Origin of the sequence: Rhodovulum viride (assembly GCF_003265965.1) — a bacterium.
GTDB lineage: Bacteria > Pseudomonadota > Alphaproteobacteria > Rhodobacterales > Rhodobacteraceae > Rhodovulum > Rhodovulum kholense.
Map to the genome: position 1 here is coordinate 1 of NZ_MUAV01000042.1, position 13,065 is coordinate 13,065.

At 65.4% G+C, this 13,065-nt stretch carries 18 protein-coding genes; all 18 read right to left on the bottom strand.

All coding sequences use genetic code 11. The features are described 5' to 3' along the window. Window positions 1-505 (bottom strand): lysozyme (locus BYZ73_RS19835; RefSeq protein ID WP_181498125.1); only part of this gene is annotated, 505 nt, incomplete at its 3' end. Further along, window positions 498-737: a DUF7940 domain-containing protein gene (locus BYZ73_RS19840; protein WP_112317379.1), complete on the bottom strand. Its 240-nt coding sequence runs from the start codon at window positions 735-737 to the stop codon at window positions 498-500. The genes BYZ73_RS19835 and BYZ73_RS19840, both read right to left, overlap by 8 nt. A gap of 75 nt (window positions 738-812) precedes the next feature. After that, window positions 813-1,082, bottom strand: coding sequence for a hypothetical protein (locus BYZ73_RS19845; protein WP_181498126.1), 270 nt, complete (start codon window positions 1,080-1,082; stop codon window positions 813-815). Between the two features lie 64 nt (window positions 1,083-1,146). Continuing rightward, entirely contained in the window at window positions 1,147-1,560 is a 414-nt protein-coding gene (locus BYZ73_RS19850) for a hypothetical protein (protein ID WP_112317381.1), read from the bottom strand. After that, window positions 1,557-2,354: a hypothetical protein gene (locus tag BYZ73_RS19855; RefSeq protein ID WP_112317382.1), complete on the bottom strand. Its 798-nt coding sequence runs from the start codon at window positions 2,352-2,354 to the stop codon at window positions 1,557-1,559. The genes BYZ73_RS19850 and BYZ73_RS19855 overlap by 4 nt, the downstream gene beginning before the upstream one ends. A 14-nt stretch (window positions 2,355-2,368) precedes the next feature. Continuing rightward, window positions 2,369-5,509 carry a phage tail protein gene (locus tag BYZ73_RS19860; RefSeq protein ID WP_112317383.1) on the bottom strand — a complete coding sequence of 1,047 codons (3,141 nt, stop codon included), beginning with the start codon at window positions 5,507-5,509 and terminating at the stop codon, window positions 2,369-2,371. Further along, window positions 5,494-5,901 (bottom strand): DUF6950 family protein, encoded by a 408-nt coding sequence (locus tag BYZ73_RS19865; RefSeq protein WP_146746356.1) that lies wholly within the window; start codon window positions 5,899-5,901, stop codon window positions 5,494-5,496. The genes BYZ73_RS19860 and BYZ73_RS19865 overlap by 16 nt, the downstream gene beginning before the upstream one ends. After that, the gene (locus tag BYZ73_RS19870) at window positions 5,898-6,422 is read right to left on the bottom strand and encodes a hypothetical protein (protein ID WP_112317385.1); all 525 of its coding nucleotides are present in this window, start codon (window positions 6,420-6,422) and stop codon (window positions 5,898-5,900) included. The genes BYZ73_RS19865 and BYZ73_RS19870 overlap by 4 nt, the downstream gene beginning before the upstream one ends. After that, a complete protein-coding gene (locus BYZ73_RS19875; RefSeq protein ID WP_112317386.1) occupies window positions 6,422-7,006 on the bottom strand; it encodes a hypothetical protein in 585 nt (194 codons plus the stop codon). Before BYZ73_RS19875 ends, BYZ73_RS19870 begins: the two co-directional genes overlap by 1 nt. After that, entirely contained in the window at window positions 7,003-9,834 is a 2,832-nt protein-coding gene (locus BYZ73_RS19880; RefSeq protein WP_112317387.1) for a phage tail tape measure protein, read from the bottom strand. Before BYZ73_RS19880 ends, BYZ73_RS19875 begins: the two co-directional genes overlap by 4 nt. After that, the gene (locus BYZ73_RS19885; RefSeq protein WP_146746357.1) at window positions 9,824-10,060 is read right to left on the bottom strand and encodes a hypothetical protein; all 237 of its coding nucleotides are present in this window, start codon (window positions 10,058-10,060) and stop codon (window positions 9,824-9,826) included. Before BYZ73_RS19885 ends, BYZ73_RS19880 begins: the two co-directional genes overlap by 11 nt. Window positions 10,061-10,122: 62 nt before the next feature. Beyond that, window positions 10,123-10,458, bottom strand: coding sequence for a GTA-gp10 family protein (locus BYZ73_RS19890; protein ID WP_112317389.1), 336 nt, complete (start codon window positions 10,456-10,458; stop codon window positions 10,123-10,125). Continuing rightward, window positions 10,458-10,904, bottom strand: a complete 447-nt coding sequence (locus BYZ73_RS19895; protein ID WP_112317390.1) for a phage tail protein — start codon at window positions 10,902-10,904, stop codon at window positions 10,458-10,460. Before BYZ73_RS19895 ends, BYZ73_RS19890 begins: the two co-directional genes overlap by 1 nt. Before the next feature lie 36 nt (window positions 10,905-10,940). Continuing rightward, window positions 10,941-11,306 (bottom strand): gp17 family tail completion protein, encoded by a 366-nt coding sequence (locus BYZ73_RS19900; RefSeq protein WP_181498127.1) that lies wholly within the window; start codon window positions 11,304-11,306, stop codon window positions 10,941-10,943. Further along, window positions 11,306-11,764 (bottom strand): HK97-gp10 family putative phage morphogenesis protein, encoded by a 459-nt coding sequence (locus BYZ73_RS19905; protein WP_245943246.1) that lies wholly within the window; start codon window positions 11,762-11,764, stop codon window positions 11,306-11,308. The genes BYZ73_RS19900 and BYZ73_RS19905 overlap by 1 nt, the downstream gene beginning before the upstream one ends. Window positions 11,765-11,843: 79 nt before the next feature. Next, entirely contained in the window at window positions 11,844-12,197 is a 354-nt protein-coding gene (locus tag BYZ73_RS19910; RefSeq protein ID WP_112317393.1) for a phage head completion protein, read from the bottom strand. Next, the gene (locus BYZ73_RS19915) at window positions 12,182-12,664 is read right to left on the bottom strand and encodes a head-tail connector protein (RefSeq protein ID WP_112317394.1); all 483 of its coding nucleotides are present in this window, start codon (window positions 12,662-12,664) and stop codon (window positions 12,182-12,184) included. Before BYZ73_RS19915 ends, BYZ73_RS19910 begins: the two co-directional genes overlap by 16 nt. Next, window positions 12,661-12,861, bottom strand: coding sequence for a hypothetical protein (locus BYZ73_RS19920; protein WP_112317395.1), 201 nt, complete (start codon window positions 12,859-12,861; stop codon window positions 12,661-12,663). Before BYZ73_RS19920 ends, BYZ73_RS19915 begins: the two co-directional genes overlap by 4 nt. Window positions 12,862-13,065 lie beyond the last annotated feature (204 nt).

The following is a 13,065-nucleotide window of genomic DNA, read 5'->3' on the forward strand; positions in this document are numbered from 1 at the left end:
CGCGCCCGCCCGCCTTGTTCCACCAGGTCAGGGCCTCGCAGGCGCCCGGCACGTCGCCCGCGTTCAGACGCCGGGTCGCGGTGGATCGGCCCGCGCTGGCCACGCCGACGTTGAAGGCAAGGCTGGTGAACGCGGCATCGCGGGGCGGCGGCAATCGCCGGGCCCGGGTGTCGGCCGAGAAGTGGGGCAGAAGCCGGGCGCGATAGTCCCGCACCTCGGCGCGCAGCAGGGCCTCGCAGTCCGCATCCGACAGAACCATGCCCGGCCGCGCGGTGCGCGTGTGGCCGTAGCAGATCGTCCAGACGCCGACGAGATCCTGATAGGCCTCGTTCCGCTTGCCTTCCCATTTCGCGATCAGCGGCACGGCCAGCGCCAGCGCGCGGGCCTCCTGCGTCCGGGCGCTTTCCGGGGCCGAGGTCGGAATTCCGATATCGGGCTGGGGTTGAGGGAAGGCGAAGACGGCGATCAGCACCAGACCGGCGACGGCAAGCAGGATCTTATTCATCGCCGATCCCCTGCGCCAGAAGCCGACCGACAGCGCCATAGGCCAGCAGCCCGAGATAGACCCAGGCGACCAGCATGGGCGGGATCGGCAGCCAGGGCAGCATGGCGATGATCGAGACGAGGCCCGTCCAGATCACGCCGAGGATCAGCGCGCGCATCGAGTGCGATTTCCAGAGCACGGCCCGCCAGTTCGGAATCAACGCAGGAAGAGACTTCAGGATGAAGTTCAGCATTTCGCCCTCCTTGGGCTATGTCAGGGATGGTTGATTTCGGCGCCAGTCACGGCGCCATACTCAAGCGGCGCTTGATTAGCGCTCGGCGCGGCCTTCCAGCCGGGCCACCCGCTCTTTCGTGTCGGCAAGCTCTTCGCGCAGCTTGTCGACCTTCTTGCTCGTCTCTTCCCCGGTCCTTTCGATCCGGGCGAGGCTGGCGGCGATGGCGCTCTCGGCGTGATCGCGCGACGGGCGCGGCCCCCACCGCAGATAGGCCGCAGCAACCGTCCCCAGCGCGGTGAAGGCCGCCAGAACCATGCCTTGGACACCGCCGATTCGGTGGGCCTCCTGGATTACCTCTGTCACCGGGTCAGTCATCGTCATACCCCCAGACCGCGCGGCTGAGGTCCCCCAGAGCCAGCCAGAAACACTATATCCACGCGGCACAGAGCGGCGCCGCAGCCAGCGCCCATGGCAGGCCGAACGGAGTACCCCAGCACCCGACGATGATCGCCAGCGTGATCGAAACTTGCGCTGCCGACCCTGAGGTGCGGATCGCCGGGGACCAGCGCCAGCGCCCGTTGATCGCGATGCCAAGGCGGTACAGCGCGGCCGAGACCGCCACCATCGCGCCCCAAGCTTCGGCGGGCCACCGGGTGATCCGGTCGCCGTAAAGCTCTGGCGCCATCACATCGGCCGTCGATGCCAGCCCGCCGATGATGAAGGCCAGCCCGATCCCGATGAAGACCGCGCCCATCAGGCGCTGCTGGCCGCCATGTTTGCGCAGGCTTTCGCTCTCGGGGGGGCCGTAGATCTGGCGGTGCAAGAGATCGGCGTCGGTCATGTCCGGCCCGTGATTGAGTGTGCCGCGACATAGAGGTAAGCGCCCTGTGTGCCAGCACCCCGGAAGCTGATGTTTTGGAAAGGCGCGTAAGCCGGGGTGGCGACCCCGTGGCCGCCCCCGAAGTTGGAGGCGCAAAGCCATTCACCGCTTACGAAATCCACGTAGAGAGTGGCGAAGCCCTGCATGGGGTTCGTGAAAGTATAGGAACCCGAAGTGATTGGGTTCAGGTACCCGGTGCTTTGAGACGCCGCGTTGGATATGGCGAACGTGAAACCGGGAGAGGGGTTGGAGGCGCCACAGGCGATGTCGAAGCGGACCACTCTGGGGTTGATCAGCCCCAACAGGTTGATGGTCACCGGGCTACCGGTCCCGATGAACCGCCCGAGGTAATTGGACTGATCCATTGCCCGAGGCTGGATCTTCGGAGCGCCGGTGGCGCCTTCGGCAAGGCTCTCGATATCGCCGCCAACCGACGCGGCCAGAACCTGACCGGAAACCATGCCGAAGACCGTCGACAGCGGATCGCCCGCTTGGGCTGCGGTCAGCTGCGCCACGCCAGCCGGGGTGAAACCGCCCGTCGCATAGCTGCCAAGCGTGATCCACGCGCTGTTGGCCTCGTTCCGCATCTTGAGCGCCTTGGCGGTAGTATCGACCCAGAGCATGCCGGGCCACGTCTCGGACGGCGCGGCCGCCCCTGCATTGTTCGACGCGGCGGCGGCGCACATGCCCTGGAAGAAGGCGAAGGCCTGCGCCTTGGTGTGGGTGATGTTCGGAATATAGGTGGCCTGTGTCATGGGCTCCTCGTGGGTTAGGGCGCGCGATAGGCGAAGACGGAAAGGCGGGTGACGCGCAGCGCATAGGCAATGCTCTCGACGCTCAGGGCCGCACGGAACTGGAAGAGACGGCCGTCGAACTCGGCCGCGTCGAAGCTTTGCCAGGGGCCCCAGGTCGCGGTGCCGTCGTCATAAAGCCGGACCTGAGTGTCGAGATCGCCATAGGCGTCTGCCCCGCCCTGCCAGAACAGACCGTCAGGCGGCGTCCAGAAAGCGGCCGTGCCCGGGCTGAACATCAGGTCCTGCCGCTCCTCGATCAGCACCTCGACGTCGCTCACAAATCGCACCGGCCCGGCCGTGCCGAGGTTGATGGTGGACGAGAAGTAGTAGAGCGCCGAGGTCGTGCCCGCGTCGTTCGACAGGACGCCGCCAGTCGCGGTGCAGGCTGATTTTGTCCCGGTGAAATCCGGCGCCTCGATCCGGGAGGCGACCTCGGCCATCGGCACCAGAGAAGCGGCACGAAGCGCGACCGAAGTCACCGGCCCCGGGTTGTCCTTCGCATCATAGGGCCGCGCGAGATAGCTTCCGGTTTTCAGCGGCAGGGTCGCCTCGGTGACCCCGCCAGAGACCGCCTTGCCGATCACCACCGAGCTTTGCCAGGTGGCGCCTGCCAGCTCGGCCGAGTGCCGGAACTCGATCCGGCCGCCCTGCTGCACGTCGAGCGACGGGTGCCGGTCCCAGCGCAGCATCGCCACGGCCCCGCCTGCGGACTGGCCCGAAAGACCGGTGATCGCGACCGGCGGCGCGTTCTCGCCCAGCACGGCGGCGGCGCCAGCATAGACCCAATCCGACCACATGCCGCGCGTGTTGCGCCCGCGCGCGCCGAAGACATAGGTGCCGATGGCCATGTCATCGATCAGGTCCTCGGCAACATCCGTGATGCCGCGCACCGTCGCGGCTCCATCTGAAACCAGCCGCCATGAGAACTGCCACGCGTCGATGAAGGGGTTATCGGTCGTGGCCGCGAGCCGAACCCGGGTCTTGACCCCGCCGCCGCCGCGCGTCTCGTACAGTTCCTCGGTCATCGTCGGCGCCGAAACCACAGGCTTGGTTGTGGGTGATGCCAGGGTCGGCACGCCGCCCGCAGGCTTCGGCGTCTCTTCGGATGTCCGCCAGTCGAAGATGGCGGGACCGGTCTCGATGCAGGTCAGCGTGACGGAAACGCCATCCGGGCCAATCTGCACGGTGCGCCCGGTGACCTCGAACTGCTTGTCGGTCCAGCCCCGGCGCGGGATCGTGACGTTGATGTTGTCGCCCAGCCGAACGCCCCAGGCCGCGAGGCTGCAGGGCAGCACCACCTGTTTCTGCCGCCGCCCTTTCAGAAGCGCCAGCTTCATCAGCCTCTGGCCCCGCGCATGCCCGGTCTCGCCCGGCAGCTCGCCCAGGTCGCGCACCAGCGTCTCGCCGTTGTCTGCGATCCGATAGGCCTCGCTATCGAGCACCGGCAAGTCGGTCACCACATGCTCAGATTCCGGGTCTGCGAACTGCGCCTTGACGGTGTTGAACTGCTCCTCGAAGGGGCGCCGCGCCGTGACCCTGATCCCGGCGACAAGCATGTCCTCGGTCACCGTGAAGGCCGGTTCTTCCCAGGCGGCGCCGCCGACAGACAGCTTGCCGCGCTCATAGGACCACCACCCGCCCCAGGCGCTGGAAAGGTCGGTGAGGTTCTCGGCCGCCGTGGCGGACGTGTCGAGCACGCCGTTGAAGGCATAGCGATCCTCGGTCGAGTTGTCGGCCAGCGCGACTTGTTCTTCGCTGATGTTCGCCAGCGCGATAAGCGCATCGCCGTCAAGGTCATCCTCGGTCCAGCCCGGCCCGCCCCGAAGCTGCGGGGTCAGCATGTAGTCGCGCAGGCAGAGCGCCGGGTTCGTGGAATAGCGCCTCCCCCGGAACCAGATCGCGACCGACTTGTCGGCCATGTTGATCTCGACATAGATTGTGCCGCTGCGCCCGGCGAATTCCGAAACCGGCACGGTTGCCCGGGCGATTTCGGCCCCGGACGTGGCTCCGGAGAAAGCGCGGAAGACAAGATCGCTGCCGGTCACGCCCAGATAGGCGCCATAGCCCGAGCCGCCCTGCTCCCAGATCACGCCCTCGGGCGCGGCCGGGAACGAGACATCGAAGGCCGCGAACAAATCATCGTCGATGGTCAGATCCATGTAGTCGACCTCATCGCCGTCCGCGGCTATGAGGTCCGGCGAGAGCCCCGCTTCCGGCAGGTCACCGGCGGGGTAAAGGCGGCTGAAATAGAACCGCGCGGCGATGGCCCCGCCATTCCAGTCCGCGGCGGACTCTCCAAGAGGATAACTGGCGCCTGAGGCCTTGCCGATGGCCCCGCCATCATAGCCCGCCCAGAGATCGCTGGTCGTGACAGCGGTGTCCGTCGCCAGAGCCGCCGAGACCCACTCGCGCGGGTCATAGACGCGCTTGCCACGCGCCCGGACCCGGATCTGGGGTGCCCCGCTGGGGAACAGGTCGCGGTCGTAGTTCGCCGCGAAGTAAACCCAGGCGATGCCACGCCCGCGGTGATCGGCCGTCCATTCCGAGGCCGCCGCCGCATAAGCCGTATCTGCGACCTGATCGTCCGATCCGTTATGGACCTTGAGATAGATCCTGCCCTTGTAGTCGCTGGCGATCTGGCCCCAGAGATAGGGGTCGCCAGTCCCGGCTGCGGCGTCCGCCAGATATTGCGCCTCGGTCCAGACCTTCGTTTCGCCCAGCCAGATTTCGACCGCGCCGTCGATCTCGTGGCAGGCGAGCGGCATGGCACTGTGGTAGCGCAGATGCGGCTTGCCATCGAAACTGGTGGTCGAGCGGGCGACGATGGACCCGCCAAGGGTGCGCTCGCCGTAAAGGATCAGCCCGGTGGTGACCGGTTGGATCTTGTTCAGCGTGATCTCGTCGCGGGTGCTGACCTTCGGCTTTTTTTGCATCGCCATCTGGATGCCGGTCAGCGCGAAGGCCAGGGCGGCCTGCCCGAGGATCGCGGTCGCGGTCAGGCCTGCGACCCACCCGCCGGCCGCCGCGCCAAGCGCCGCCACGACGGGGGGCATGGCCTGTGCGGGCCCGGCCAGAGCGATCAGCGCAGTCGTGCAGAGGATCAGTCGACGCACCATGCGGCCTCCGCTGTCAGGACCGGGCGGCGCACCAGCCCGGTCGCGCCCAGATGCAGGGCATAGCGCCCAGTCACCACGCCCATGGCGCCAGGCATCGCCCCTTCGGCCGCCGTCATCACCCAATCGCCCCGCCGGGCCCGGGCAACCGCCACGCGCGGCAGATGCGCGTCGACCAGATCCTCAACGGATCGGTGGCCCAGCTCGACCAGAACCTTGGCGGCTGTGTATTCCGACCCGTAGGCTGGCAGATCCGGGATCGGATCGGCGGCCGTCATGGCGCGCGCCACCGCCCGGCAGAAGCCCAGGCAATCGGCCGTGCCCCATTCGAAGGCGCGGCCTTCCCAGGCGCGGATCTCGGCCGCCAGCCGCAATTCCCAGCCTTCTGGCCTCATGGCCGCCCCCATGTGTCTTCCCGGTTCTGGATGGCCTGGACGAGGTCGAAGAAGCGATCACCGGGGAAACGGCGCTGCTGATCCTCGGGCAGGTAGTAGAAGGGAAACTTGCGCCCCAGCTCCATGCTTCTGGGCTCCATGCCCAGCGTCGTCGTCGCGGCGTCCGGGCTGTCGTCGCTGTCCATCGTGTCGGCGATGCCGTCCCAGAGCACATCCGCCGTCTCGATCTGACCCTGATCGTTGAAGAGCGCCAGCAGAACCGTGACCCGGCGGCGCTGGAACTCCTCCAGCTCGGCCAGCGCGATCACTTCCGGATCGAGCCCAGAGAGTGTGATCGTCAGGCCGGGAATGTCGTCGCCGCTGGTGACGCCAGCCTCTCCGATGGACAGCGCCTGCCCGGCCCCAAGATAGGTCACGCCGTCCCAGGTGACGCTGCCGTAGCCGGTGAACATGTTCACGTCGCCGGTGTCGAACCGGCAGCGCACCAGAAGGCCGACAATGCGGTCACCGCTCGCGTCCATCAGAGCGCCTCGATCAGGGAAAGGGTGCGGGTGCGGCGGTGATCGCCGTCCACCTCGTACTCTGTTTCCGGGTTCGCGATGGCCCAGGTGCCGTATGGGGCAAGCATCTCGACCGTTTGGCCCAAGATCGCGGCCTCCCTGAGCCTCGGCCAAACCCCGATCTTTTGGGTCTGGGCAACAGTCACGGTCCCGGCGCTGGTCACGATATGCAGGTGCCCGCCGATGGTCAGATAATCCCCGACCACGGCCGCGCTTCCGACCGGGACCACAATCCAGAACTCTTTCACCCGGTCCGCTGTCGAACTGGACACGGTTGGATTGGCGGACATCACCCCATAGGGGCCGTCATAGTCCATGGCGCCGAACTGGAAGGTCTTGGACACGCCGTCGAGACTGGCAAGCCATGCCTCAACTTCGGCATTCTGGCGTCGGTCCAGATGCTTCAGCGTCATTTCCGCAGCCCACATGCCGCCCATGAAGTCATAGGCGGTCTGCGCGAAGCTGTAGGGCGACTGGACGCGCACGCTGCTAGTGATCCGCCGCAGCCGGAGCGTGGCGGCCTGAACCGCCGCGGGGACGGTCATTGGCCCCTCGCCCGATTGACACGGTCAACCCGGCCGATGGCCTTCTTCGCCTGCCGGTCAGCGACCCGGTTCATCGCGGCCTCGATCTCGGCCGGGCTGCCGGTGGTTCCTTTGATGGTCACATAGGTTGCGCCCATGTTGATCACGGTTCCTCCACCCGCTGCCCCGCCAGTCGAACCGGCGCTGAACGCCCCGTTCGGGATGATCTGGCCTGACATTCTGGGGGTGAAAATCTCCGGCCCCATCTCTCCCACGAGATAGGATTTCCCGCCGTAGACGGGGCCACCTGATGCACGGGCGCCAGCAATTCCCTTGGAAATCAGACCAGCAATCGGCGTGACTGTCCCGGTGCCCCCGGCCGTTGCGAAAAGCCCGGAAAAGAGGCCTTCGAACACCGACCCAAGCGCGTTCGAAATCGGCGTGAGGGCGCGGTCAAGCAGGTCGTCAAGCATCCGGTCGGCCAGTGCCGAAATCGCATCTCCAACGTCCCCAGAGCCTTTTATGACGTCCCGGAAAAAGCTCTTGAAGCTGGCGCTTGCATATTGGACTTCGCTGCCGACTTCTGACGTGACTGCCGCCCCTGCCGCCCGGGCCGCTGCCGCAGCGCTTTGAAGGTTGCCAGAGATCCCGCCGGTGAGGCCATCCATCAGATCCCGGCCGATCCGCATCCACGCGCGCGAAGGCGACCGCGTTTCGGATTCGTCGCGGATTGCCTCCTCGATGTAATTCGCTGCGTCCCTTGCGGCGGCGGCTGCGTCTGCACCGGCACCGGACATGCCGATGGCAAGACCAGCGCCAAGGTCTTCCGCGATGCCTTGGCCCGCGAGGCGTCCCGCCTCGGACGCACCGGGCACGCTGAAAATGGTTCTGATCTGATCGGAAAACCAGGTCTTCAGGCCCTCCCATCCCTCAAGGATGCCAGCCTTGATGCCCTCAAGGATGCTGCTGCCGATCTCCCGGGCCGACGTCACGACATCGCGGGCGACCCCCATGATTGCTTGATCAAGTCCGTTGAACCACTCGCGCGCGCCGGCAAGGCCATCGACGATAGAATCACGCCATTCCGACAGAATTTCCGCGTTCCGCTGTTTGTTGCGCTCGCGGACACCTTCATCTGTCATGGCGGCCCAGAAACCATCGACTGCCTGGGACAAGGATTTTCCAAGCTCTGCAATGGCCGGGTATTTGCTTTCAATGTTCCTACGCCATTCGGCAAAAACCTCTTCGTTGTGCCGTTTGTTGCGCTCGCGGACACCTTCATCTGTCATGGCGGCCCAGAAACCATCGACTGCCTGGGACAAGGATTTTCCAAGCTCTGCAATGGCCGGGTATTTGCTTTCAATGTTCCTACGCCATTCGGCAAAAACCTCTTCGTTGTGCCGTTTGTTGCGCTCGCGAACACCCTCATCTGTCATGGCGGCCCAAATCTCCTTCCAAGCGTCCGCCAGAGATTTCGCGATTTCCTGAAAAGCCTTCGTCGTTTTGGGGAACCTCTCCTTAAGGCTGTCCCATTCGGTCGCGGCATAGGCCGCAGCCCCGGCCATGGCGCCGAAGCCAAGGACGATAGCCCCGACCGGTGTTGCAAGGGCAGCAAGGCCCGTCGCCAGGAGCCCGGCGCCGACAGCCATCGGCCCGAGAGCGGCAGCAGCCGCGGCAATGGCCACACCGATGCGAACGAATTTCGGATCCAGCTGCCCCAGCGCACCGACCATGTTCGTGAAGCGCCCCACCAGATCTGTGACCATATCCAGCAAGCCGGTGTCGGCAATTGTCAGTTGCAATTCCTGAAACGATGAGCTCAGGCGCCGCAGCGCCCCGTTCAGGCCCTTCATGCGGGCTTTCGCCTGCTCGGTGGCCGAGGCCTTGTCGATGGCCGCTTTCATCTCATTGATGCCGTCCGCGCCCTCGCGCATCAGGGCCAGCGCAGTCCGGCCAGAGTCGGTGCCGAAAATCGTCGTCACCACGTCCATACGCCGCTCTTCGGTCAGGCCGGAAAGCTTGTCCTGAAGCTCCTGCGCGATCTCGGCCATGGATCGCATGTTCCCCTCGGCGTCGAAGAACTGAAAGCCGAGGTTCTGAATTTCAGCTGCTGCCGTGGAGGACACCGGGACCAGGCGCTGAACGAAGTTCTTGAAGCTGGTGCCTGCATCGGAGCCAGATGCAAAGCTGGACGAGGTCGCGGCAATGGCGGCGTTGAAGTCCTCGAAGCTGACCCCAACGCCAGCCACCGCGCCGCCCGCCTGCCCGAGCGCCAGCCGGTAATCATCGAAGCCGAATTTCGATTGCAGCAAGGCACCGGTCACGAGGTCCGTCACCTTGCCAAGGTCCTCCGCGCGCTTTCCGAAGTTCAGCATAACATCGGTTGCGAGGTCACCGGCCGACGCAAGATCGGACGACGACGACGCAGCCAGCATCAGCGACGATTCCAGCGCGCCCCCGAGAATCTCCGAGGCGCTCAAGCCGTTCTTGGCAAGGATTTCGATGGCGTCGGCCGCTTCCGCCGCAGTGAATTGCGTGGTCGCCCCCATGTTCCGGGCGGCCTCGCGCAATGCATTGAACTCGGAATCGGACGCCCCCAGGGCGGCCCGAACCCGGTTCATGCTGGCCTCGAAGTCGCCAGCGGTTTTCAGGATCAGTGCCCCGGCGCCTGCAATCGGGGCGGTCACCCGCAGCGAAAGCGTCTGGCCGACCTCTTTCATTCGATCGGCCGTTCTCGCCAAAGACCGTTGCAGGCCGTTCATACCGGCCTGCGCTCGCTTCACGCCGCTGTCGAATGCCGCGCTGTCAAGCGACAGCAGGGCGCGCAGGACGCCAATTTCAATCGCCATTTGGGTGGGACCTCGCGTGCATCGCTTGCATCCAGCCGCGCATCTCGGCCAGGGCAACAGGGGTATTCACTGGCGCCTCGGCGCTCTTGGGCGCCAGAGTTGGTTCAGGCGGCATGTCGCCGGGCTTGTGGTAAGCAAAGCAGGCGTATTGCGCCGCCTGCCACGCCAGCCGCAGGTCGCGCAGTGCGGACGATTCCGCGATGATCTGCATTTCGCGCAGCGTCACGTTCTGGAAATCTCCGGGCGCCTGCCCAGACAGGCACCACGCCCGGAACAGCTCGGGCCAGTCTATGCCTTTTTCGGCGCCCGGCCCTTCGGAGGGTTTCCCGCTTCCTTCACCTCCGGGAACGCGGCCTCGGCCACGCGACCGATCGCCTCGCTTGCAGGAATGGCGCCCAGCGTGTCGATGATGACCTGCGCGCGGGCGATATCTGCGCCCGCGCCATCGTTGGCGCATTCCGCGATGATCCTGGCGATGTCGGAGACGCGGAACCCTTTTTCAAAGCCGGTCATGATATCGATCATGCCCATCCCGAAAATGTCTTCCAGCGCCATCATTGCGCGGGTCGACATGCGCAGGGTTTCGGTCTCGCCCGCGACTTCGATCGTGACGCCGCTGATCATCAGGAGCCCGCCGTGAAGGTGTATGCGCCGGACACGCGAATCTTGAGGTTGAGGCCGATGATGCCGCCCACGTCATCGCCCTGGATCGAAGGGGTGACATAGCCCTCGAACACGAACTTGTCGGGCGTGGTCTGGCCGCGCTCAAGCGGAAGCGAGGTTTCGATCGACAGAAGGGTGCCGTCTTCGCGATACCCTTCCGCCGTCGCGAAAAGTGCCGAGGTGTAGCCGCAGGGAATTTCGATCTCGCCCGGATCGGTGAGGCCCTTGACGTACTCCATGAACCCGCCCGGGCTATCAAGGCTGGTCGCGTCGATATAGTTCGGCTCGATGACCGGGACGACAAGGGCCTTGCACTCGGGAATGTTGGCGTAGACGACAGGATCCGCCGAGGCATCGCCCCACTTGGATGTCGCGCCGTGAACAATACGTTGCTTTGTCGCCGCCATGGCAACCTCCTTTGCAATTGCCGGAATCCCGGCGGGTTATTTGACGTAGGTGATCGAGAAGATCAGGGAGATGCGCTGCAGCAGAACGGTTTTCGTGCCCTGCGCACCGTCAGCGCCGTCCCGGACCGCATCCAGAAACATGCCCTGGACAGGGCCGCCACTGTGGCCATCAAGCAGCGCCAAAACCGCGTCTGCCGCGCCTTGTGCCTCTGCAAACGTTCGGCCGAACGCGTCGACCTGAATGCGGCCTCGCGTCGGGCCGGGTCCATCCATTGACCATTCTGCGCGGCCGGAAAGGCGATGCATCGAGACATAGGGGGCGCCTGCGCCGCTATCCAAAGTCCCCCATGCCACCGGGAAGGGCACAGATGCCAAAAGAAGGTCCTGAAGGTATTTTTCCATCAGCGCCGCGCCGCCCGCTTCGCCCGCCGCGCCACCGTCTTGGCGATTTCCTCGCGAAACCTCTCGGCCAGCCCGCGCAAGACCTTGTCTTTGGTGGCGTCCCATGCCGGCGTCAGCATCGGCTGCGGCGAAACAGAGCCGGTGTATTTCCCGCTTTCGTGGTAGCGAGGCCCAGTGCCCCACTCCAAAAGGTGCGCGTGCGGTTTGCCGTCGCGTCCGCTTGGGGCGCCGACCACCATATTGACAACCGACCGGCCGGATGGCGGCTGCGGCTGCGAGCGTGAGACCTTGTGGGTCACCTGAAAAACATCGTCATCGGCTCCAGGCCAAAGCGCATTAGCCATGTCTGCGACAGGTTGAAGCTCTTTCTTCATCACCCGACGCGCGACGCCTTTCGATGTGCTGCGCGGCAGGTCCGCCAGCGCCTTCTCGATTTCCTTCAGGCCCGTGACCTTCATGCTTATCGACATTTGCGCCGCCCTCCTTGCGCAAAAACCCCGGATCTTACGGCAATGGAAATCCTGTGCGACATGTCGGTCAGTCGGCCTCAACCACCAGCCAAACCCACATCATGTCGGTGATCGCATCCACTTCGCGGATGTTCCATTCCTGCCCGCGCCGAGTGTCGCGCATCCGCCAATCAGTCGTGATGCGCCTCGATTGACTGCTGGAGTTGATCTTGACCTTGTAGCTGCTACGGCCAGCCAGCCGCGCCGCCTGGACCGTCTCATCTCCCTTGGCATAGGTAAATTCGGCATGGCATGCGAACGCCTCTTCCCACTCGATCGTGGTACCGCCGTATCCGTCAGGAACGCCGGATGGCCGATCGAACGCAACGGCTTCCGTCAGCACTGCACGATACCTCGATCTGGCGTTCAGACTGCGCGCCATCTCAGCGCCTCCACCATCGCACCGAAAGCCGGGGACAGGTCGTAGCCGAAATAGAGATGCGTCAGGTACAGCTTGACCGCGACCTCGGCCGCGCGCAGCTGCGCCGCAGGCAGCCCGCAGGTATAGCTGAGCGTCACGCCCTCCACCGGATCGGCCAGCGTCACGATGGGGCCGAGGGCGGTCGGCTCGACACTGACCGCGCCCCCGGCCGAGGCCGTGACCTCTGACACATCGGGCATGGCCAGCAGATAGGGGCCCGGCCCGACATGGGTTTCCTGCCAGGTCTGGGGCAGGATCGCCCGGCCCAGCACCCCGCGCCAGCCATCGAGATGGGCTGTCGCGGCCAGCACCAGCCCCTCGATCATTGCATCCTGCTCGTCATGGTCGATCTGCAGATGCGTCTTGGCGTCTTCCAGCGAGACCACCGGCCGCACGGGCGGCGTCACCAGAACCGGGATCGCCGTCATGCGTCGCCCGCCTTCCGCGCGCGGCGCGGTTTGGGGGCGGGATCTGGCGCGGGCTCAGGCTCGGGCTCGGGATCTGGCGCGCGCAGCACGCCAGCGGCGATGAGATGGGCCACCTCGGCCTCGGCAGCCTCGCGCATCTCTCCTTCCAGATACATGCGCTCGCCAAGATGCTGGCGCAGGACCGTGTATGTCGGCATGTCGTCCTCCTATCGGCTCAGGAAAGAGGGCGGTTCGCCCGCCCTCTCGGAGAGCCGATCAGCCTTCGCGGCCGAAATCGCCGTAGATGAAGGCGCCCGGGCGATAGGTGGCCAGGGCGAGGCGTTTCTCGGCGAGGATCGTCACCAGATTCTTGGTGAAGTCGTCATTCTCGTAGCCGGTCTCGATCGTGGTCGACCAGCGGT